This window comes from Aquabacter spiritensis (genome assembly GCF_004346185.1).
Taxonomy (GTDB): domain Bacteria; phylum Pseudomonadota; class Alphaproteobacteria; order Rhizobiales; family Xanthobacteraceae; genus Aquabacter; species Aquabacter spiritensis.
This window is the reverse complement of record NZ_SMAI01000011.1, coordinates 137,270-158,045: the sequence shown is the minus strand read 5'-3', so window position 1 is coordinate 158,045 and position 20,776 is coordinate 137,270. Positions and strand designations below refer to the sequence as shown.

Sequence of the window (20,776 nt, the reverse complement as noted above, 5' to 3'; positions counted from 1 at the left end):
CCTCCTTTCGCTGTCGCCATCATGCGCCGTCGGGCGGGGGTGGCGGACGGCGGAATAGGAAATAAAACCGAGTAGCCGGACCCGATCCGATTGCGTGCGAAAAATTTGCGTGCAACGATGGCTTGTCATGAGGCCTGAAGCGATATAGGATTTTAAGCCTAGTATCAAATTCAGGATCTGCTCATGTCCACTCCTGCTTTGGATCCCCCGCCGCGGGGATCGTCCGGCCGGCCGAGCCCGTCCGTCTCGCCGTCGTCGCCCGCGCCGCACGCCGTCGCACGGGATGCCGAGACCGCGCTGGCGCTCGCCGCCGCCTGGGCCGAGCTTCCCGTCGCCCGCATCCGCACGCCGCAGGCCGGACGTGACCCCGCGACCCGGGCCCGGCACGTCGCCTTCTATCTCGCGCATGTCGGGCTCGGCCTGTCGCAGCGCGCCGCGGCGCGCGCCTTCGGGCGGCATCGATCGAGCATCGCCTATGGCTGCGCGCGGGTGGAAGCCGCGCGCGACGACGATCGAACATTCGAGCGCGACCTTGCGCGGCTGGAACGGCGGCTCGCGGGCGCGGATGGGGGGCGGCCATGAGACGGACGCCGCGCGCCGGCCATGGGCGCGTCAAGCCGGCGGGGGAGGCGGTCCGCCGTCCGGTCCATTCCTGCCGGGTGCTGGTCGACGGCACCGAGCGCGCCCTGGAGATGAACCTGGCCGAGAGCCCGCTCGCCTGGCTCGCTTTGCGCAAAGGACGGGACGGCGCGCCTCTGATCGCGCCGGCGCAGCTCGCGGCGGGTGAGCGCCTGCGCTGCGATTTCACCCGCGCCGGCCTGACCCCCCGCGTCACCACCAATTGGTCGGCGGCCGGACGGGGCGGCGGCATCGAAGCCTTCAGCGACGTGGTGCTGGCCGCGAAGGCCCGGGTCAACGCCGCGCTCGCCGCAGTCGGTCCCGAACTGTCCGGGGTGCTGCTGGACGTGTGCTGCTTTCTCAAGGGGCTGGAGGCGGTGGAGCAGGAGCGCGGCTGGCCGGCCCGCACCGGCAAGGTGGTGCTCGGGCTCGGGCTCGACCGTCTCGCCGCCCATTACGGCCTCGCCAGCGTTGCGACCGGCCGGCGCGCCGTCGCGCCGCGGGCCTGGCGCGCCGAAGCCGGCGGGGATGGCTGACGCCGTCTTCGATCCGGGCAATGTTTTTTCGGGGGGTGCGGGCGAGCCTTGATGTGCAGCAAGGCCCGCCTGCTATACATCGTTCGATTGGCAGCGGTCGCGCCGTCGGGGGGCCGGCAGGTCGTGCTCTGGGGGGTGGTACGCGATGAATGCTTATCTCGACGCGATGCGGAACTACGCGACCTTTTCAGGCCGCACCAGCCGCAGCGGTTATTGGTTGTTTGTCCTGATCCTGATCCTGATCGAGCTGGTCGCGGCGGTGCTCGATGTGGTTCTGCTCGGCTACGCCATCGAGCATGGCGGCCCGATCAGCGGCATCGTCCACCTGATCCACTTCATCCCCGCGCTCGCCATCGCCGTGCGGCGGCTGCACGATATCGACCGGACCGGGTGGTGGCTGCTGCTCTACCTCACCGTGATCGGCGGGCTGGTGGTCCTCATCTTCCACATCTTGCCGGGGACGCGGGGGGCGAACCGCTTCGGCCGCGATCCCTATCCGTCCGCCCCGGCCTGAACCGCCGCGCGCCTCACGCCTCCGGCAGTGCGGCGCGCGCATCGGCGCGGATCCGGTTCACCATCGAGTTGAGGCCGTTGGAGCGCTGCGGCGTGAGATGGCCTTCGAGGCCGACCCTGCGGAACAGCGCGAGCGCGTCGGTCTCCAGGATCTCCTTGGGCGGTCGGCCGGACGTGATGGCGAGCAGGACCGCGACCAGGCCACGGACGATATGGGCGTCGGAATCCCCCTGGAATTCGAGCACCGTCCCCTCCGGCCCGGTGCGCCGGCGGGAGGTCAGCCACACCTGGCTGGCGCAGCCCTGCACCTTGTTGTCCTCGGTCCTCTCCGCCTCGGGGAAGGGGGGCAAAGCCCGTCCCAGCTCGATGACGTAGCGGTAGCGGTCCTCCCAATCGTCCAGGAGTTCGAAATCGGCGATCAGCGTGTCTGCGTCCATGGGTCCAGGATCCGGGCGTCCGCCCCGTCGCGGCCCGCCTTCCTCATATAGCGCGCATCGGCCGGGGGAAAAGCGGCCCGACGCCGTCCGGCCCCCGGATTTGGCGCGGATCAGGCCGGGCGGCGGGGCGGCAGGGGGATGCTCGGCGCCGCAGGAGCGGCCGGCTTCTGCGCTTCGCCGATCGCGCCGCCCCAAGCGGGGGCGAGATCCTGGGGCGTCAGGCTATGGACTGCGGGCGGGGCGGTATCGCCGGTCTCGACCGGAACCTGGGCCGAGCCGATATTTTCGTACAGCCATTTGGCGCCGGCCTGCGCCTTGTCGCCGAGATGCGCCAGCAATTGGCCGCCGACCGCACAGGCGTCCGGCTGCCGCTGGCAGAAGCCGCCGACATCGGAAAACGCCGATTGTGCCGCGCCGAGCGCCTGGAATGCGCCGATCTGCCGCGTGCCGTCCTCCGAGGTGGAGATCGGCAGCAGCATCAGGACGACGGCCAGCCAAAAGGCCATGCGGATGAGGAAGAACATGGACGCCTCGCCGCCCGGCCAGCCTCCAGTGCCGGGCATTGCCAGGATAACAAACCCGGCCGGCTTCGGCAGCGCAGCGGCGCCCCCCGCGCACCGACTTTTAAAGACATCGTTAACGCTGGCGGGGCGCGGCAAACCGCGCGGCCTGCGACATGTGCACATCTTGTAGTCACACTCTGCCCACTCGATATGCATGCCAGTTGAAACCAACGAGCAGGAGCGGCTGATGTCCGGTTCGGACCAGACGCGGCACTGGCCGCCTCTTTCCCCGATGAAGACTGGTGTGTGGGGGCGGTGCCCGCGCTGCGGGGAGGGCCATCTGTTCGACGGCTTCCTGACCCTCGCCCCGACCTGCGAGGTCTGCGGGCTCGATTATTCCTTCGCCGATCCGGCGGACGGCCCGGCTTTCTTCGTCATCACCTTCGGCTGCCTGCCCTCGACCGTGTTCGCCCTCTGGGTCGAACTCGTCTGGCAGGCGCCCTATTGGGTGCATCTGGTGACGACCCTGCCGCTTCTGCTGCTCACCTGCATTCCCCCGCTGCGCCCGCTGAAAGGGTGGCTGGTCGCCAGCCAGTATTTCTACAAGGCGCAGGAAGGCCGCCTCGTGACGGGCCCCGACCGGCCGGTGGCGTGACGGCGCGGCCGGGCGGCTCTCACCGCCCGAGCCCGGCGAGGCGCGGCAGCCAGAGGGTGAGTTCGGGGATATAGGTGATCGCCGCGAGCGCGAGCAGCAGCGGCACCATCCAGGGCAGGATCGCCATCGTCGTCCGTTCGACCGAGAGCTTCGCCACCCGCGCCAGCACGAACAGAACCATGCCGAGCGGGGGGTGCAGCAGGCCGATCATCAGGTTCAGCGTCATCACCAGGCCGAAATGGATCGGGTCGATGCCGAGCTTGAGGACGATCGGCAGCAGGATCGGCACCAGAATGGTGATCGCCGCGATCGTGTCGATGAAGCAGCCGACGAACAGGATCAGCAGATTGGCGAGCAGCAGGAACACCCATTTGTTCTGGGTGAAGCCGAGAATCGCCTCGGAGAGCATCTGCGCCGCCTGGCTCGCGGTGAGCAGCCAGGCGAAGATCGAGGCGGCGGTGACGATGAACAGCACCGAGGCGGTGGTCTCGATCGTGTCGAAGGTCGCCTTGGCGAGGCCCTTCAGCGTCATCGAGCGGTAGCGCACGAGGCCGAGGAACAGCGACCAGATCACCGCCGCGACCGCGGCCTCGGTCGGGGTGAACCAGCCGAGCGTCATGCCGCCGATCAGGATGACCGGCGCCATCAGCGCCATCACCGCAGAGAAGTCGAAATACCAGTCGGCCGCCAGCAGCACGGCGAGGGCGAGCAGCACCGCCTGGTTGGTGGTGAGGCCGAGCAAGGTGAAAAGATAGACGCCGAGCGGAAAGGCGGCGACCACCAGGATCTCCACCGCCGCGGCGCCGAGCCGGCGCCAGGAGAATTTGGCGTCGCTGCCCCAGCCGTTGCGGTGGGCGAAATAGGCCACCGTCGCCATCATCATCAGCGTCATCACGACGCCGGGCACCACCCCGCCGAGAAACAGCGCGCCGATCGAGACATTGGCGAGCATGCCGTAGATGACGAACGGCAGCGAGGGCGGGATGATCGGCCCGAGCGTCGCCGAGGCGGCCGTCACCCCGACCGCGAACTCGGTCGAATAGCCATGGTCCTTCATGGCCTTGATCTCGATCGTGCCGAGCCCGGCCGCGTCCGCGATGGCGGTGCCCGACATGCCGGAGAAGATCACCGAGCCGACGATGTTGACCTGGCCGAGGCCGCCGCGCATCCAGCCGACGAGGGCGACCGCGAAGGCGTAGATCCGCCCGGTCACGCCGGCAATGTTCATGAGATTGCCGGCGAGGATGAAGAAGGGCACGGCGAGGAGGGGAAAGCTCTCCACCCCGGCGATCATGCGCTGCGCTATCACCACGTCCGGGGCGGTCCCGGTGACGAGGATATAAAGCAGCGAGGCCCCGGCGAGCGCCAGCGCCACCGGCACGCCGATCAGCATCAGGCCGAGAAAGCCGCCGATCAGGATCCACATGTCACGCCTCCGTCCCGTCGAAGGCGGCGGGGCGCTCGAGCACGGAATAGCCGCGCCTGAGATTGGCGATCGTCACCTGGACGGCGCGCGCCAGCATCAGCGCGAAGCCGGCGAGGACGGCGTAATAGACGATGTCCTTGCGCGCCTCGACCATCACCATCGGCTCGTCGCCGACGATCGCGATATAGCGCCACATCAGCCAGACGGCATAAGCGAAGAAGGCGATGCGCAGCAGGTCGACCACGGTGGCGAGCAGGCGCCCGGCGCGCGGCGGCAGGAAGCGGTAGAGCAGGTCCACCTGGATATGCCGCGACAGCCGCACGCACATCGCCGCGCCGAGGAACACCACCACGACCAGCGCGTAGCTCGCCAGTTCCTCGGTCCAGGCGAAGCTGTCGTTCAGCACGTAGCGGGTGAAGAATTGGGTGAAGACCAGCCCGGCCATGGCCCAGAACACGAGCAGCGTGATCCAGTCCTCCGGCCCATAGGCCGAGAGGCGGATCGGCGCCTCCTGCTCGAAGGTCTCGGCGAGTTCGGCGCCGGTGACCTCGGTGTGGATTTCGGCGGTGCGGGCCGGGTCTGCCATCATGTGTCCGGATCTCTTCGCGAAGGCGGTCGTCCCGGCATGGCCGATCGGCGGCGGGAACGGGGCAGGCGGGCCATGGCCGGCGCGCGGCCGGCCATGGGGTCGAACGGCGGGCGCCGCTCAGTTCGTGGCCTTCAGCGCCTGGATGCGGTCCCAGTCGGCCTTGCGGTAGCCGAGGCTCTCGAAGGTGATGTTCTTGATCACGGTGTTCTTGAAGTCGGCGGTGTCGACCTCGACGATGGTCAGGCCCTTCTGCTTGAACACGTCGAGCAGTTCCTTCTCGCGCTGCGCCACTTCCGCCGTCGCCCGCGCGGCGGCCTCCAGCGCCACCTCGGAGAAGATCTTGCGGTCTTCCGGGGTGAGCTTGTCCCACAGGCCCTTCGACAGGATGGTGTTGAGGTGGTCGACGATGTGGCCGGTGAGGATGATGTTCTTCTGCACCTCGTAGAACTTCTTGGCCTCGATCGTCGTCAGGGGATTTTCCTGCGCGTCGACGGTGCCGTTCTGGAGCGCGAGATAGACCTCGGCGAAGGCGATCGGCGCGATATTGGCGCCGCACGCTTTGGGCATGGCGAGATAGGCCGGGGCGTCCGGCACGCGGATCTTCAGGCCCTTCATCTCGGCGCAGGTCTTGAAGGGCTTGTTCGAGGTCGCTTGCCGCACGCCGTAATAGGTGACGGCGACGATGTGGTTGCCGGTCTTGTCCTCATAGCCCTTGGCGAGGTCCTTGAAGACGTCGCTCTTGGCGTAAGCGAGCAGATGGTCGGCGTCGCGGAAGGTGTAGGGATAATAGGTCACGCCGATCGGCGGATAGGCCTTGGCGGCGAAGCTCGACCCGGAAATGATCATGTCGACGGTGCCGAGCGCGAGGCCCTGATTGATGTCGCTCTCCTTGCCGAGCTGGGAGGAGGGATAGACGTCGATCTGGTAGCGGCCGTTTGTGCGCTTGGCGATCTCGCCGGCGGCCCAGACCGAGGCGGTATGGAACGGTTCGGCGGGCTCGTAGACATGCGCCCATTTCAGCTTGGTCTGGGCCTCGGCCACGCCGCCGAGCGTCACGGCGGCCCCGAGGGCGAACGCGGCCAGCAGGCCGCGGGAAAGAGCGGTCATGGGGGAATCCTCCACAGCGCCGGCTTTGAATTGGCGTGCCGGCTTAAATCGATTTGAACAGGAGGCGGAGGCAGGCTGTCAAGCGCTCCGGCGCAACCATCGGTACAGCGCTCGGGGGAGGGGCCTCAGCAGCCCTGCGGGATGCGGTCGAGCATGCGGTTGACATGGCCCATCTTGCGCCCCGGCCGGGCCTCGCCCTTGCCGTAGAGATGCAGATGCGCGGCGGGGTCGGCGAGATGGCTCTGCCAGTCCGCGATGTCGTCGCCGATCAGGTTCAGCATCTCGACCGGCCCGAGCCGCGCGGTGTCGCCGAGCGGCCAGCCGGCAATGGCGCGGACATGCTGCTCGAACTGGCACGTCATCGCCCCGTCCATGGTCCAATGGCCGGAATTGTGCACCCGCGGGGCGATCTCGTTGACGATCACCGTCTCGCTCATGCCGCGTTCCGCCACGAACAATTCGACCGCGAACACGCCGACATAGTCCATCGCCCGGCCGATCTGCCAGGCGATGCGGTGCGCCGCCTTTTCCGTTTCGGCCGCGAGGTTGGCGGGGACGGTGGAGGTGTGGAGGATGTGGTTGCGGTGGACGTTCTCGGTCACGTCATAGGCCGCGAAGGCGCCGTCCGCGCGGCGCACGCCGATCACCGAGACTTCGCGGCGGAAGGAAACGAAGCCCTCCAGGATCGCGCTCTGGCGGCCGATCGCCGTCCAGGCGGCGGCGAGGTCGTCGCCGGCCCGCAGCGTCACCTGTCCCTTGCCGTCATAGCCGAAGCGGCGCGTCTTCAGCACGGCCGGGGTGCCGATCGCGGCGATGCCGGCCGCGAGCCCCGCCAGATCGTCGACCGCGACGAAGGGCGCGGTCTCGATGCCGAGTTCGCGGACGAAGGATTTTTCCGCCAGCCGGTCCTGCGTCAAGGCGAGCGCCCGCGCGCCGGGCCGCACCGGGACCCGGGCGGAGAGGAATTCCGCCGTCGCCAGCGGCACGTTCTCGAACTCGTAGGTGACGACGTCGCTCACCCGCGCGAGTTCCGCCAAAGCGGCGGCATCGTCATAGGCGGCGCAGATATGGCCGGCGGCGACCTGAAAGGCCGGGCTGTCGGCTTCCGGGCACAGGATGTGGGACTTCAGGCCGAGCCGCGCGGCGGCGAGCGCGATCATGCGGCCGAGTTGGCCGCCGCCGAGAATGCCGATCGTCGCGCCGGGCTCCAGCATGGATCAGGACGGCCGCTCCGCGACGCTCTCGGTGCGCGCCGCACGCCAGGCTTCGAGCCGGGCGGCGAGGGCCTCGTCGGAGAGCGCGAGCACGGCGGCCGCCAGCAGCGCGGCATTGATCGCTCCGGGCTTGCCGATGGCGAGCGTGCCGACCGGCACGCCGGCGGGCATCTGGACGATCGAATAGAGGCTGTCGACGCCCGAAAGCGCCTTGGACTCCACCGGCACGCCGAATACCGGCAGCGGGGTGAGCGCGGCCACCATGCCCGGCAGGTGGGCGGCGCCGCCGGCGCCGGCAATGATCACCTGGAAGCCGGCATCCTTCGCGCCCTTGGCGAACGCGACCATGCGCTCCGGCGTCCGATGGGCCGAAACGATGCGCACGTCGCAGGGGATCTCCAGCGCCTCGAACATGTCGACGGCGTGGCGCATGGTCTCCCAATCGGACTGGCTGCCCATGATGACGGCCACCGGCCGCAATCCCATCGCCCTACCCCCGAATTCAAGGAAAGCGCGGCTTTATAGGATCGCGGCGCGGCGGGCAAGGGGCGAGGTGATCGGCCGGTCAAGCGGGAGAGGGTCGGGGGCGGAACAGGCCGAGGCGCGGGCGGGGCTGAAGCGGCCAAGCGGGCGCCCGCTGCCCCTCCGATGTGCCGCGCGAGGCCGACCGCCTCACCGCCATCTGCGGTGAAGCCAGAGCCATTGCGCGGGATATTCGCGCACCCAGCCTTCGATCACCGAGGTCACGGCCTGCATCGCGCCCTCGACGTCGATGCGGCCGTCGCGGTCGCGCGGCAGGGGGACTTCCTCGGTGATCTCGATCCGGAAGCGGCCTTTGGGCAGGCGGATCACCCGCATGCCGTGGACCGGGCAGTCGAACTGGCGGGCGAGCCGGGCGAGGGTCGGGTTGGTGGCGGCCGGGCGGCCGAAGAAGCGTACCGTCACGCCCTGGCCCCAATGCTGGTCGACCAGCATGCCGATATGCGCGCCGTCCTCCAGCATGCGCGCCATCTGCCGGCCGGCATGGCGGCTCGCTTTGACCAGGCCCGGCATGGTCTGCGCGCGCATTTCGGCGATCAGATCGGCGGCCTTCTTGATGTTGGGCGCGCGGTAGAGGACCCCGCCGGGCACGCCGAGCTTGGCGCCGGTGATGGCGTTCAGCTCCCAGTTTCCGGTATGGGCGGTGAAGAACAGCGCCGGCCGGCCGTCGTCGCGCAGCCGCGCCATGATGTCGGCGCCGACAATCTCGATGCGCCCCGCATCGGGATGCGCCGGGTCATAGTCCCAGATCCGGTCGAGATGGGCGAACTCGGCCGCCATGCGCCCGAGATTGTCCCAGACGCCGACCACCAGCCACCACACCTCCCACCCGCTCTTCTCGGGAAAGGCGGCGCGCAGATTGCGCCGGGCGGTGCGGCTGACGACGAAGAACGGCCCGCACAGTTTCGCCAGGCTCGCGATGATGGCGCACGACCAGCTCACCGGGAACAGGCGCGACCACCAGACCAGCCCGCGCAGCGTGCCGACCACGAGGCTCTCCCACAGCGGCGCGAGCACGAGGCGCGCGCGGCGGGCGATGCGCACGAACAGAGCCCTCAGTGACGACACGATCCGGGTCTCCGCGCCGGCGGATCAGAAGCGGACGACGATTTTGCCGAACACCCGCCGGGTCTCCAGACGCTCGAGGCCGGCATTGAAGTTTTCCAGCTCGACCACGCTGTCGATCACCGGCAGCACCCCGCGCCCCATCTTGGCGAGGCCGTCGGAGACGTTGCGGATGGTGGCGCCGAACGAGCCCATGATGTGGTACTGGCGCTGGAACAGCTGCATCAGGTTCATGTTCACCGAGACGCCCGAGGTCGAGCCGCAGGTCACCAGCCGGCCGCCGGGCTTCATCGAGAGCAGCGAGCCGTTCCAGGTGTCGGCGCCGACATGCTCGAACACCACGTCCACGCCGACCTTCTTGGTGATCTTGCGGACCAGGTGCTCGAACCGCTCCTCGCGATAATTGATCACGTGGTCGGCGCCGAGCATCTCGGCCTTGATCGCCTTCTCGTCGTCGCCCACGGTGGTGATGACGGTCGCCCCGACATCTTTCGCCAGCCGGATGGCGGCGGAGCCGATGCCGGAGCCGCCGGCATGGACGAGCACGGTCTCGCCCTCTTCCAGCTTGGCATTGTCGAACAGCATATGCTCGACGGTCGAGAAGGTGATGCCGGCGCAGGCCGCGTCCTCGAAGGACACGCCCTCGGGCGCCGGGATCACCAGGCGCTCGGGCATGTTGATGAGGTCGCGGGCGAAGCCGTCGATGTGGAAGCCCAGCACGCCGCCGACAGCCTCGCAAAGATTGTCGCGGCCCTTCAGGCAGTTGCGGCAATGGCCGCAGGTCATGGCGCCGTACATCGCGACCGTCTGGCCGACCTTCAGCCCGCGCACGTCGGCGCCGAGCGCGACGATCTCGCCGGCCGCCTCGGCACCGACCACGAGCGGCATCTTGCGCTTGGCGAAGGCCATGCCGCGCCAACCCCAGACGTCGATATGGTTGAGGGCGAGGCCCTTCACGCGGATCTGGACTTCGCCGGCACCGGGCGCGCCGGGCTCGGGCATGTCCACGAGTTCGAGCTTGCGGTCGGAGACGAGCTGAAGGGCGCGCATAAGGGTCCTTGAAGGTCAGCGGTGGGCGGAGAGCTGGGCCGAAAGGCCCCCGTCCACCGGGATCGTTGCGCCGGTGATATAGCCTGCCGCAGGGGAGAAGAGAAACGCCGCGACCTGCGCCACGTCGTCGGGTGTCGCGAACCGGCCGGCGGGGATCTGCGCCTCCAGCCGCGCGCGGTGGTCGGCGAACTTGGCGAGCATCGCGGTGTCGATGAAGCCCGGGGCGACGCAATTGACCGTGACGCCGCGCCGCGCGGTCTCGATCGCCAGCGCCCGCACATGGGCCTGCAGCGCCGCCTTGGAGGCGGCATAAGCGGCATTGCCGGGATTGGCCTGCAGCGCGGCGACCGAGCCGATGGCGACGATCCGGCCGTCCCGCGCGCGCGTCATGGGGCGCACCAGAGCGCGGGCGATGCGCACGAAGGCGAAATGGTTCACCTGCATCACCGCCTCGGCCTTGGCCTGGTCGATCATGGCGGCGAGCGTGTCGTAGGGCATGCCGGCATTGTGGCAGAAGCCGAAAAAGGCAGTCGTACCGGCTTCGAGCCCGGCGGCGAAGGCCTCGACCGCATCGCGGTCGGCGAGGTCGAGGGCGACCGCCTCGGGCGCCGTGCCGGGATACGCGGCGCGAAGCTCCGCGACCAGCGCCTGCGCCTCGGCGGCGGCGCTGCGATAGGTGAAGGTCACGTCGAAGCCGGCGGCCGCGAGCGCGCGGACGATCGCCGCGCCGAGCCCGCGCCCGCCGCCGGTGACCAGGATGCGCCGCGCGCTCATGCGCGAGCCGGTGTCACGCCGGCTCCCCCGCCAGAACAAGGCTGACATTCTGTCCGCCGAAGCCGAACGAATTGGAGATCACCCGCCGCACCGTCGCGTCGCGCGCGACGTTCGGGACGACGTCGAGCGGGATGGCGGGGTCGGGGAGGGTGTAATTGATGGTCGGCGGGATGCGGCCATTGGCGATGGTGAGGAGCGAGAACGCCGCCTCGATCGCGCCGGCGGCGGTCAAAGTGTGGCCGATCATCGACTTGTTGGACGAGATCGGGATGCCGGCCAGGACCTCGTCGCCGAAGGCGGCGCGCAGGCCGACATATTCCATCCGGTCGTTCTCGGGGGTCGAGGTGCCGTGGGCATTGATATAGTCGATGTCGGCCGGGGTGACGCCGGCATCGGCGAGGGCGTTCTTCACGCAGCCGATGATCGGCTTGCCGTCCGGGCTCGACCGGGTGCGGTGGAAATTGTCCGCCATCTCGCCGCAGCCCTCGACCACGCCGAGAATGCGCGCGCCGCGCGCCTTGGCGTGGGCATAGCTCTCGAGCACCAGAGCCGCCGCGCCTTCGGCCATGACGAAGCCGTCGCGATTCTTGGCGAAGGGGCGCGCCGCCTCTTCGGGCTTCTCGTTGGCGGTGGTCAGCGCCGAGAGCAGGGAGAAGCGGATCAGCGCCTCGGGATGGACCGAGCCGTCGGTGCCGAGCGCGAGCGCGACCTCGCATTCGCCGCGCCGGATCGCCTCGACGCCGAGCTGGATCGCCGTGCCGCCGGAGGCGCAGGCGGTCGAGAGCGAGATCGGCTGGCCCTTGGTGCCGAACCGGTCGGCGAGGCGGTCGGCGACCGAGCCGAACAGGAAGCGCTCGTGCCAGGGCCGGAATTTTCCGCTCGCGGCCGAGGCGAGCAGGTCGCGATAGGCGAGGGGACGTTCCGGCACATTGTCGGCGAGGCGGCACTTTTCCGGCCATTCCATCTCGACCGGCGGCACGGCCGCGAACAGCGGGCCGGGAAAATCCCCGCCGCCGCCGATCCCGGCCTCGCCGATCGCCTCTTCCACGGCGATCGTGGCGAGCCGCTCGGACAGATCGGGCGCCGGCACGCGATGGTCGAACAGGAAGTCGACGGTGCCGGCGATCGTGGTGCGCATGCCCTCGACCGGGAAGCGGGTGATGCGGTGGATGCCGCTCTCGCCGGCGGTGAGGCGGCGCCAATTCTCCGCCTTGCCCTGGCCGAGGGACGAGACGATGCCGATGCCGGTAACGACGACGATGGGACGACCGTGCGTGTCGGTGTGCGCCATGGGGCGACTCCTGATTTCCTGACAGCGCCCCGCCCGGCGCACGCTTCCGCCTGTTTAGTCGATCACGCGAAAAAGGAGAACGGTGCGCCGGCTCTAAAGCCCGCGCGTCAGCCGATCTTTTCCACGAGGCCCGCGCCTTCGCCGCGCCAGTGGCCGACGCCGGTCACCAGGATGCGGTCCACCGCGCCGTCGCCGCGCTCCACCGGATCGCCGGGCAAAGCGGGGAACAGCGCCCCGCGCGACACGGCGAGGGCGGCCAGAGCGAGGGCGGCGGGGAACTGCGCCTCGAAGCCGTGGCCGATCCGGTTGGCGACGGACCGCACCGCGCGTCCGGACGCTGCGAGCGCCTCGGCCTCGGCCTCGGTCGCGCCGCGCGCCCCGGTGGCCCCGGACAGGATGGCGGCGTCGCCGCCCTTGGCGAGCAAGCCGGCCACGGTCTGCGCCACGCTGCCGGCGACGTCCCGCTTCGCGCGCTCCGACCAGACCCCGGCGAGCCGGGCGATCGGGGTCGCGCCGCGGGCGCGGGCATGGTCGGCCGATTCGAGCACCAGGAAGGCGCCCATCGAGCCGGAGGGGATGCCCGGCGCGTCGCGGCCGGAAAACACCGGCCGGAACTCGCCGGTCATGCAGAAATCGTTGAGCGCGTAGAGCAGGAGCATGTCCTCGCGCTCGGCATTATAGGCGCCGCCCACGAGGCCGATCTCGCTCTGTCCGGCGGCGATCCGCGCATGCCCGACACGCACCGCATCGACCCCGGAACTCTCCTCGCCCATGAAGGTGCGCGAGGAGCCGGTGACGCCGTGGACGATCGAGATGTTGCCGGCCAGCAGATTGGACAACTGCGCCAGCGACAAGGTCGGGCGCAGATCGGCCAGCAGGCGTTCGTTCAGCAGGCGCCCGGCATCGTTCGAGGCGATCAGATCATTGAGGATCGCGGTATCGACCTGATGGTCGCGCTCGCCGCCGCCGGCGCCGACGATCATGTCGGTGCGGCCGAGAATGTCGGCATTCTTGGCGATGCCGGCACTGTCGAGCGCGAGCCCGGCGGTATAGGTGCCGATGCGCTGCCACGTCTCCATCTGACGCTGATCGCCCTTTTTGGGGATCTGGCTGTCATAGGTCAGCTTGACCAAAGGGTGGACGACATAGGGCGCGAAGCGCGCGGCGTCGGTGACCGGCGCCCGGCCGTCGGTGAGCGCCTCCCAATGGGCGTCGAGCCCCTCGCCTAGCGAGGAGACGAGGCCGATGCCGGTGATCCAGACCTCGCGCGCGCCGCCCTCAGGCATCGACATAATCCCCGACGGGGAACGCGACCTCTTGAGCGACCTGAAGGACTGTCGTCTTCATGCGCCCCTCCGGCCAAGGCAGGACGCGGAAGGTCAGCTCGGCGCTGCAGATCGGCTTGCCGTCGAGCGAGGTATGGGTTTTTGCGACCACGAAGCCGGAGCCCTCGTGGAGGATTTCCGAAAACAGATCGAGATTCTGCCCCGGCACGACGAAGGTGCGCAGCTTGGCTTCCTTCACCGTGGCGAGGAAGGGCATCTTGTCGAAGCGGTTGCGGGCCAGCACGAGCCAGCCCGTGGTCTGCGCCATCGCCTCGACCAGCAGCACGCCCGGCATGATCGGATAGCCGGGAAAGTGGCCCTCGAAGATCGAGCTTTCGTGGGGCACGAGGCCCTTGCAATGAATGGTCTTGAGCGCCGGGTCGATTGCAACGACCCGGTCCACCATCTTGAAGACCTCAGGACGCATACGCTGGGTCCGCCTCAGGCCGTCTTCGCCGCGACCAACTCGTCGATCTGGGCGCAGAGATTCTTGAGCACGAAATATTGCTCGGTGGTCGCCTTGCCGTCATTGACCTCCTGGGTCCACTGCTCGAGCGGCAGCTTGATCCCGAAGGCCTTGTCGATCGCGAAGGCGATGTCGAGGAAGTCCAGGCTGTCGATACCCAGGTCGTCGATGGCGTGGCTTTCCGGCGTGATCGTGTCTCGCGGGATGTCGCACGTCTCGGCGATGATATTGGCAACGGTATCGAACGTCGAAGACATGTATGCGCCTCTGTGGTGCTCGGCCGTTCTGTGCGACCGGCTCGCGCGGCGAGGGGGAGCGGGCACGGCCGAGGGAGGCCCGACCGGACCTCCGAATAGTCGAGCGCCCCTATAGCGAAGGTGACCTGAGGTTTCAATGGGAACCGGTCGACGGCCCGCATCGCCGCGCACCGAAACACGCGTCCGGGACGCGGCGAAAGCCGGCGCGCCGGGGGGCGCGGTCAGCGGTGCAGGATCGCGCGGAGCGCCTCGACCAGCCGGCCGCAGGCCTCCGGCGTGCCGATGGTGATGCGCAGATAGTCCGCGATTCGCGGGTGGCCGAGCCGCCGCACCAGGATCGCCCGCTCCCGCAGCGCCGCCGCCAGCACATCCCCGGCATGGTCGGGATGGCGCACGAACAGGAAGTTCGCGACCGAGGGCAGAACCTCGAACCCCAGCGATTGCAAGGCACTGGCAAGGTCTTCGCGGGTCGCGACGACGCGCGCCCGGTTGTCTTCGAGCCAGGCGGTATCGGCGATCGCCGCAGCGGCACCGGCGAGCGCGAGCCGGTCGAGCGGGTAGGAATTGAAGCTGTCCTTCACCCGCACCAGCGCCTCGATCAGATGCGCCTGTCCGATCGCGAACCCCACCCGCAGCCCCGCCAAGGCGCGCGACTTGGACAGCGTCTGGACCACCAAAAGATTTGCGTGGTCGCGCACGAGGGGCACCGCGCTTTCGCCCCCGAAATCCACATAGGCCTCGTCGATCAGCACCACCGCGTCGGGATGGGCGCGGAGCAGGGTCTCGATATCGGCGCGGGAGAGGCCGATTCCCGTCGGCGCGTTCGGGTTCGGCAGGACCACGCCGCCGCACGGTCCGGTGAAGTCCGCCACCTGCACCCTGAGCGCCGCATCGAGCGGAATCTCGCGATAGGCGATGCCGTAGAGCCCGCAATAGACCGGATAGAAGGAATAGGTGATGTCGGGAAAGAGCAGGGGCGCGTCGTGCTTGAGCAGCGCCTGGAAGGCGATCGCCAGCACCTCGTCCGAGCCGTTGCCGACGAACACCTCCTCGGGGGCGACGCCATAGACCTCCGCGATCGTGCCGCGCAGCGCCGCTGCGGTGGGATCGGGATAGAGGTTCAGCGATTCGGCCGCCGCCGCGATCGCCGGGCCGACGCGCGGGGAGGGCGGATAGGGATGCTCGTTCGTATTGAGCTTCACCAGCCCCGGAATGCGCGGCTGTTCGCCGGGCACGTAGGGGGTCAGGGTCTCTACGATCGGGCTCCAGAAGCGGCTCATGGGAAACTCTGGCGTGGCGGGCCGGCGGGACGTGCCGGCGGCGGGGGGTGACAGAGCGGCCATGTATCATGTCCAGCCGGCAATGGGAGCACCCGAGCAGCCTGGAAGCGGGCGCGGCGCCGCCCTTCGTCGCTCAATGGGCGGCCGCGCGGGCCGCGGCGGGCGTCGGCTTCACCGGTCCGGCGGTCCCCAGCTCTGCCTTCAGCCAGGACTCGAACGCCGCATTCTGCGCCCCGCTGCGATGGCCGCGCGGGCGGACGAGATAATAGGAGGTCGCCGTCACGCGGCATTCGGGCGCGGCAAAGGGGGCGACGAGCTTGCCTTCGTTCATCTCCCGTTCGACCAGGATGTCGCCTTCGAGGATCACGCCGAGGCCGTTCACGGCCGCGTCGATCGCCATGCTCGACCGGTCGAGCCACAATTCGTTGGCGGCATGCAGTTCGCCGATCGCCAGGCGCCGGAAATAATCCTTCCACGTCACCGCATTGCTGGAATGGATCAGGGTCGCCCGCACGAGGTCGCCGGGGCTGCGCAGGTCGAGCCGGGCGGCGAGGGCCGGGCTGCACAAGGGGCGCAGCATTTCGGTCACGAGCGGCTCGGCGTCGCGCGCGGTGCCGGCGGGCAGGGCATAAGCGATGGCAATGTCGAACCGGCTGTCGTCGAGGTCGGCCATGCCGGAGAGCGTCGACAGGCGGATCCGGACCTCCGGATGCCGGCTCAGGAAATCCGGCAGGCGCGGCTGCAGCCATTTCGCCGCGAAGCTCGGCCCCGACGCGATCACGAGATGGCCGTGCTGCGACTGGGGGGCGACCAAAGTGGTGGCCTTGCCGATGATGCCGAAGGCCTGTTCGAGTTCGCGGCTATAGACCATCCCCGCCGGCGTGAGCACCGCCCGGCCGGCCCGGCGCTGAAACAGCTTCACCCCGAGAAATTCCTCCAGGACCTGGATCTGGTGGCTCACCGCCGAGGGCGTGACGCCGAGTTCCAGGGCGCCCTTGGCGAAGCTATCCTGGCGCGAGGCCGCCTCGAAGGCGAGCAGCGCCTTGAGCGGCGGGAGCTTCTGGCGCGGCGGCGTCATTGAGCCTGCTTCATGGGGTGCTGAGTTTTTTGCGTTGGCGCTCATCGACGCACCTCACCATCATCCCGGGCGAAGACCAAAGCAAATCGTGGGCCATGGCGGAAGCGCGGGCGTTTCCGGACCTTCCGGGCTGCCTCCGGGAGGCGGGCCACGCGGCGCGCGGCGAATGTGGAGAGGCGAGATGGATCAGGCCCTTGAAGAGGCATCGAAGGAATTTCTCGTCCGCTATGGCGGCGACGTGTTCCCCGCTCTGTTCCGCTCGGCGAAGGGCACCATCGTCCGCGACACAAGGGGCCGCGACTATCTCGATTTCACCTCGGGCCAGATGTGCGCCACGATCGGCCACAACCACCCGGCCATCGTCGCGGCGGTGCACCGCGCCGGGGAGAAGGCGTTCCATTTCTTCAGCGGCATGATCCCGGAAGTGGTGGCGGAATTGGCGCAGGTTCTGGCCCGCGACTGGCTGCCGGGCGACCTGACCCGCTCGATCTTCATCAATACCGGCTCGGAGGCGACCGAAGTCGCCCTGCGCATGGCGAAGATGTACACCGACGGCTACGAAATCCTCGTGCTCGGCGGATCCTGGCACGGCATCACCGGCGGCGCGAGCGCGGTGTCCATGGCCAGCGACCGCAAGGGCTATGGCGTACCGGTGCCCGGCATCTTCGTCATCCCCGAGCCCAACGCCTATCGCCCCTACGTCAAGGGCGCCGATGCCGAGGCGGAGGCCCTGGCCAATCTCGACCTCGCGCTGAAGCTGTTCGACATGCAGTCGACCGGGCGCGGCGCGGCGATCATGGTCGAGCCGGTGATCAGCGCGGGCGGCGTCCTGGTGCCGCCGCAGGACTTCATGCAGGCGCTGCGCCAGGCGGCCGACGACCGCGGCATGCTGCTGATCTTCGACGAAGCGCAGACCGCGTTCGGCCGCATCGGCAAGAAGACCGGATCCGAGCATTTCGGCGTCGTCCCCGACATCATGACCATGTCGAAGACCCTGGGGGGCGGCCTGCCGCTCGCCGCCGTCTCGACCACGGCCGCGATTGAGGCGCGGCTCTACGAGCGCAAGTTCGCCTATTATACCAGCCACGTGTCCGATCCCCTGACCGCCGAGGTCGGGCTCGCCGTGCTGGACGTCATCCAGAGGGAGCATCTCGTGGCGCGCGCCAACGAGATGGGCGCCTATCTGCGCGGCCGGTTCGAGGAGCTGCAGCAGCGCTACGAGGTGATCGGCGACGTCCGGGGGCTCGGCCTGCTGATGGGCGTCGAACTCGTCACCGATCGCGCCAGCCGGACGCCGGCCCATGCGCTGGGCGCGCTGACGACGCAGAAATGCTTCGAGAACGGCCTCAGCATGAACATCCGCCGCCGCCCCGAGCGCGGCTCGGTGTGGCGGATCGCGCCGCCGCTCACCGTTTCCCACGCCGAGATCGACCAGGCCATCGACATTCTCGAACGGGCGCTGCGCGACAGCCTCGACGAGATCGCGCGCGACAAGGCCGCCTGACGCGTCCGGCCGCCCCGGCTGGTCCGGGACGGTCCACCATCCGCCGCACCCGACAGAGGCGAATGCCCGCGGGCCCGGCGCGGCCGAACCGGCCGGTTCCATTCAGAGGGGTAAAGACCATGATGTTTCGGCAGACCTTCCTTCCCGTCGCCGTGCTGGCCGCGATCGGCCTGTCCTCCGCCGCCGCGGCCGCGACCCTCGACAAGATCAAGTCGACCGGCACCTTGACGCTGGGCTACCGGGAATCCTCGGTCCCCTTCTCCTATCTCGGCGCCGACCAGAAGCCGGTCGGCCTCTCCATCGACCTGTGCGCGGCGGTGGCGGAGGCGGTGAAGGCGAAGCTCGCCATGCCCGGCCTGAAGGTCGCGATGACGCCGGTCAACGCCTCGAACCGCATCCCGCTGATCCAGAACGGGACGGTCGACCTCGAATGCGGCAGCACGACCAACACCGCCGACCGCCAGAAGCAGGTCGCCTTCTCGGTCGCGACTTTCGTCAGCCAGCCGAGCTGGCTCACCATGGCGGCGTCCGGCATTTCGGATCTGGCCGGCCTGAAGGGCAAGACGGTGGTCGTCACCCAGGGCTCGCTGAACTATGCCCTGGCGCAGAAGATCACCAAGGAAAACAACCTCGATCTGGTCTTCGTCCAGGCCAAGGACCAGGCGGAATCGCTGCTGATGCTGCGCACCGGGCGCGCGGCGGGCTGGTTTGAGGACCGCATCCTCCAGGCCGGCCTCGCCGCCTCCGCCCCCGATCCGAAGGCGTTCAAATTCCTGCCGGGCCAGTTCGGCGGGTTCGACTATTACGGTCTGATGTTCGCCAAGGACGACCCGGACTTCAAGGCGGTGGTCGACGGCGCGATCCGCGCGCAGATGGCATCGGGAGCGTTCGCCAAGCTCTACGAGAAATGGTTCACGCAGCCGATCCCGCCCAACGGTCAGAATCTTTCGTTGCCGATGGGCGAGGCCCTGCGTGCCCGCGTCGCGGCGCCGAGCGACGCCTTGACGCCCTGATCTGGGGCCAAAGACCGGTCCGACAGGAGGCGGCATGTTCGATCTGCTGTTCGAGCGGGCGCCGGACGGGCGGCTCTATGGCGAATGGCTCCTGTCTGGGCTGTTCTGGACGCTGGCCCTCGCCGGTCTCGGCTGGGCGATCGCCTTCGTCGTCGGCGTCGCAGTGGGCGTGGCCCGCACCCGGGCGGGCGGTGCGGCCGCGGTGGCGGCGCGGCTCTATGTCGAGCTGTTCCGCAACATCCCGCTGCTGGTGCAGCTCTTCCTCTGGTATTTCGTGCTGCCGGAACTCCTGCCGGCCGCCGCGGGCACCTGGCTGAAGCAGATGCCGCCGCCCTGGGGCGCCTTCCTGCCGGCGCTCCTGTGCCTCGGCTTCTATACCGCCGCCCGGGTCGCCGAGCAGGTACGGGCGGGCATCGAGGCGCTGCCGCGCGGCCAAGGCGAGGCCGCGGCCGCCCTCGGCCTCTCCCGCGCCACCGTTTTCCGCCGCATCCTCCTGCCCCAGGCGCTGCGGATGATCGTCCCGACCCTGACCAGCGAGGTGATGAACATCTACAAGAACACCTCGGTGGCGCTGACCATCGGAGTGATCGAGCTGACCGCGCAGGCCCGGCAGATCAGCGAGACCACATTCCAGACCTTCGCGGCCTTCGGCTGGGCGACCGTGATTTATCTCGCGCTCGCTCTGGTCGCCTATCAGGCCATGGAGCTGGTCGACCGCCGGCTGCAGATCCCCGGCCTCCAGCCGGCCCGCCCCGCAAAGCTGCGGGCGCGGTCTTTGTTCGCACGGGCGCGGTCCTGGTTCGCACGGGCGCGCTTCGTCGGAGCGGGGGAGAGATCGTGAGCGGGATCGATTTTTCCGTGGTCTGGCAGGCCGCGCCCTATCTCTGGGCCGGCCTGACCTTCACGCTGAGCCTGACCGTCGCGGCCTTTCTGATCGGTATTTCGGTGGGCACGCTGCTGGCGATCGCCCAGCACCTCCAGGTGCCGGTGCTCGCCCCCCTGGCGCGGATCTATGTCGCGGTGATGCGCTCGATCCCGCTGATCATGGTGCTGTTCTGGTTCTTTTTCCTGATGCCGGTGGTGGTCGGCTATGTCACCGGCAGCCCCCGGCCGGTGCCGGTCGGCGCGCACGCCACCGCCTACATCACGTTCGGCCTGTTCGAGGCGGCCTATTATTGCGAGATCATCCGCGCCGGCCTGCGCGCGGTGCCGCGCGGCCAGTACGAAGCCTGCCGCGCGATGTCGATGAGCCCCTTCCTGACATACCGGCTCGTCATCCTGCCGCAGGTGCTGCGCGCGGTGGGGCCGATCGTGCTGAACCAGACCATCGTCCTGTTTCAGGATACGTCGCTGGTCTATGTCCTGTCGCTGACGGACCTTTTGGGGGCGGCGGCGAAAATGGCGCAGATCAATGGCCGCCTGGTCGAAATGTATCTGGCCGCGGCCTTGATCTATCTCGTCATTTCGACCCTGGCCTCGCAGATTGTCACCATGCTCAAGCGCCGATCCTGGCGGTAACGGACCGTCTCCGGCCG

General features: G+C 68.9%; 24 protein-coding genes. 8 read left to right on the top strand and 16 right to left on the bottom strand.

Annotated features, from left to right (window positions below; translation table 11 throughout):
* The first annotated feature begins 183 nt into the window (after window positions 1-183).
* The 3 genes from EDC64_RS16865 to EDC64_RS16855 all read left to right on the top strand — a co-directional run bounded on the left by EDC64_RS16865 (window position 184) and on the right by EDC64_RS16855 (window position 1,668).
* Window positions 184-582, top strand: a complete 399-nt coding sequence (locus tag EDC64_RS16865; protein ID WP_132033488.1) for a DNA replication initiation protein — start codon at window positions 184-186, stop codon at window positions 580-582.
* A complete protein-coding gene (locus EDC64_RS16860) occupies window positions 579-1,154 on the top strand; it encodes a DUF6456 domain-containing protein (RefSeq protein ID WP_245504753.1) in 576 nt (191 codons plus the stop codon). The genes EDC64_RS16865 and EDC64_RS16860 overlap by 4 nt, the downstream gene beginning before the upstream one ends.
* A gap of 145 nt (window positions 1,155-1,299) precedes the next feature.
* Complete coding sequence (locus tag EDC64_RS16855; protein WP_132033486.1) at window positions 1,300-1,668, top strand: DUF805 domain-containing protein; 369 nt, start codon at window positions 1,300-1,302, stop codon at window positions 1,666-1,668.
* Between the two features lie 13 nt (window positions 1,669-1,681).
* Here the strand turns inward: EDC64_RS16855 and EDC64_RS16850 are convergent, their stop codons facing one another.
* Window positions 1,682-2,104 (bottom strand): SufE family protein, encoded by a 423-nt coding sequence (locus tag EDC64_RS16850; RefSeq protein ID WP_132033484.1) that lies wholly within the window; start codon window positions 2,102-2,104, stop codon window positions 1,682-1,684.
* Between the two features lie 110 nt (window positions 2,105-2,214).
* The gene (locus tag EDC64_RS16845) at window positions 2,215-2,628 is read right to left on the bottom strand and encodes a DUF5330 domain-containing protein (protein ID WP_132033482.1); all 414 of its coding nucleotides are present in this window, start codon (window positions 2,626-2,628) and stop codon (window positions 2,215-2,217) included.
* A 226-nt stretch (window positions 2,629-2,854) separates the two neighbouring features.
* Here EDC64_RS16845 and EDC64_RS16840 point away from each other — a divergent pair, with 226 nt between their 5' ends.
* On the top strand, window positions 2,855-3,262 hold the full coding sequence (locus tag EDC64_RS16840) for a DUF983 domain-containing protein (protein ID WP_132033480.1): 408 nt from the start codon (window positions 2,855-2,857) through the stop codon (window positions 3,260-3,262).
* Between the two features lie 19 nt (window positions 3,263-3,281).
* Here EDC64_RS16840 and EDC64_RS16835 read toward each other — a convergent pair whose 3' ends face one another.
* The 14 genes from EDC64_RS16835 to EDC64_RS16770 all read right to left on the bottom strand — a co-directional run bounded on the left by EDC64_RS16835 (window position 3,282) and on the right by EDC64_RS16770 (window position 16,724).
* On the bottom strand, window positions 3,282-4,688 hold the full coding sequence (locus tag EDC64_RS16835) for a TRAP transporter large permease (RefSeq protein ID WP_132033478.1): 1,407 nt from the start codon (window positions 4,686-4,688) through the stop codon (window positions 3,282-3,284).
* Between the two features lies 1 nt (window position 4,689).
* On the bottom strand, window positions 4,690-5,274 hold the full coding sequence (locus EDC64_RS16830; RefSeq protein ID WP_132033600.1) for a TRAP transporter small permease: 585 nt from the start codon (window positions 5,272-5,274) through the stop codon (window positions 4,690-4,692).
* Between the two features lie 120 nt (window positions 5,275-5,394).
* The gene (locus EDC64_RS16825; protein ID WP_132033476.1) at window positions 5,395-6,384 is read right to left on the bottom strand and encodes a sialic acid TRAP transporter substrate-binding protein SiaP; all 990 of its coding nucleotides are present in this window, start codon (window positions 6,382-6,384) and stop codon (window positions 5,395-5,397) included.
* A 125-nt stretch (window positions 6,385-6,509) separates the two neighbouring features.
* Complete coding sequence (locus EDC64_RS16820; protein ID WP_132033474.1) at window positions 6,510-7,598, bottom strand: 5-(carboxyamino)imidazole ribonucleotide synthase; 1,089 nt, start codon at window positions 7,596-7,598, stop codon at window positions 6,510-6,512.
* A gap of 3 nt (window positions 7,599-7,601) precedes the next feature.
* Entirely contained in the window at window positions 7,602-8,084 is a 483-nt protein-coding gene (purE, locus tag EDC64_RS16815; protein WP_132033472.1) for a 5-(carboxyamino)imidazole ribonucleotide mutase, read from the bottom strand.
* Between the two features lie 186 nt (window positions 8,085-8,270).
* Window positions 8,271-9,197 (bottom strand): lipid A biosynthesis lauroyl acyltransferase, encoded by a 927-nt coding sequence (locus tag EDC64_RS16810; protein ID WP_132033598.1) that lies wholly within the window; start codon window positions 9,195-9,197, stop codon window positions 8,271-8,273.
* Window positions 9,198-9,230: 33 nt separating this feature from the next.
* On the bottom strand, window positions 9,231-10,253 hold the full coding sequence (locus EDC64_RS16805) for a zinc-binding dehydrogenase (protein ID WP_132033470.1): 1,023 nt from the start codon (window positions 10,251-10,253) through the stop codon (window positions 9,231-9,233).
* A 15-nt stretch (window positions 10,254-10,268) separates the two neighbouring features.
* Entirely contained in the window at window positions 10,269-11,027 is a 759-nt protein-coding gene (locus EDC64_RS16800; RefSeq protein ID WP_132033468.1) for an SDR family oxidoreductase, read from the bottom strand.
* 13 nt (window positions 11,028-11,040) lie between these two features.
* Window positions 11,041-12,318 (bottom strand): beta-ketoacyl-ACP synthase, encoded by a 1,278-nt coding sequence (locus tag EDC64_RS16795; protein WP_132033466.1) that lies wholly within the window; start codon window positions 12,316-12,318, stop codon window positions 11,041-11,043.
* A gap of 107 nt (window positions 12,319-12,425) precedes the next feature.
* Window positions 12,426-13,604 carry a beta-ketoacyl-ACP synthase gene (locus EDC64_RS16790; RefSeq protein WP_132033464.1) on the bottom strand — a complete coding sequence of 393 codons (1,179 nt, stop codon included), beginning with the start codon at window positions 13,602-13,604 and terminating at the stop codon, window positions 12,426-12,428.
* The gene (locus EDC64_RS16785; protein ID WP_132033462.1) at window positions 13,597-14,070 is read right to left on the bottom strand and encodes a 3-hydroxyacyl-ACP dehydratase FabZ family protein; all 474 of its coding nucleotides are present in this window, start codon (window positions 14,068-14,070) and stop codon (window positions 13,597-13,599) included. Before EDC64_RS16785 ends, EDC64_RS16790 begins: the two co-directional genes overlap by 8 nt.
* Before the next feature lie 14 nt (window positions 14,071-14,084).
* A complete protein-coding gene (locus EDC64_RS16780; RefSeq protein WP_132033460.1) occupies window positions 14,085-14,366 on the bottom strand; it encodes an acyl carrier protein in 282 nt (93 codons plus the stop codon).
* Window positions 14,367-14,587: 221 nt separating this feature from the next.
* Complete coding sequence (gene hisC / locus EDC64_RS16775) at window positions 14,588-15,646, bottom strand: histidinol-phosphate transaminase (protein WP_132033458.1); 1,059 nt, start codon at window positions 15,644-15,646, stop codon at window positions 14,588-14,590.
* A gap of 133 nt (window positions 15,647-15,779) precedes the next feature.
* Window positions 15,780-16,724: a LysR substrate-binding domain-containing protein gene (locus EDC64_RS16770; RefSeq protein ID WP_132033456.1), complete on the bottom strand. Its 945-nt coding sequence runs from the start codon at window positions 16,722-16,724 to the stop codon at window positions 15,780-15,782.
* 181 nt (window positions 16,725-16,905) lie between these two features.
* Between EDC64_RS16770 and EDC64_RS16765 the strand changes: the two genes are divergently transcribed.
* The 4 genes from EDC64_RS16765 to EDC64_RS16750 all read left to right on the top strand — a co-directional run bounded on the left by EDC64_RS16765 (window position 16,906) and on the right by EDC64_RS16750 (window position 20,759).
* Entirely contained in the window at window positions 16,906-18,228 is a 1,323-nt protein-coding gene (locus EDC64_RS16765) for an aspartate aminotransferase family protein (RefSeq protein ID WP_132033454.1), read from the top strand.
* Between the two features lie 119 nt (window positions 18,229-18,347).
* The gene (locus tag EDC64_RS16760; protein ID WP_338023414.1) at window positions 18,348-19,241 is read left to right on the top strand and encodes an amino acid ABC transporter substrate-binding protein; all 894 of its coding nucleotides are present in this window, start codon (window positions 18,348-18,350) and stop codon (window positions 19,239-19,241) included.
* A 34-nt stretch (window positions 19,242-19,275) separates the two neighbouring features.
* The gene (locus EDC64_RS16755) at window positions 19,276-20,082 is read left to right on the top strand and encodes an amino acid ABC transporter permease (protein ID WP_132033452.1); all 807 of its coding nucleotides are present in this window, start codon (window positions 19,276-19,278) and stop codon (window positions 20,080-20,082) included.
* A complete protein-coding gene (locus EDC64_RS16750; RefSeq protein ID WP_132033451.1) occupies window positions 20,079-20,759 on the top strand; it encodes an amino acid ABC transporter permease in 681 nt (226 codons plus the stop codon). Before EDC64_RS16755 ends, EDC64_RS16750 begins: the two co-directional genes overlap by 4 nt.
* The last annotated feature ends 17 nt before the right edge of the window (window positions 20,760-20,776 follow it).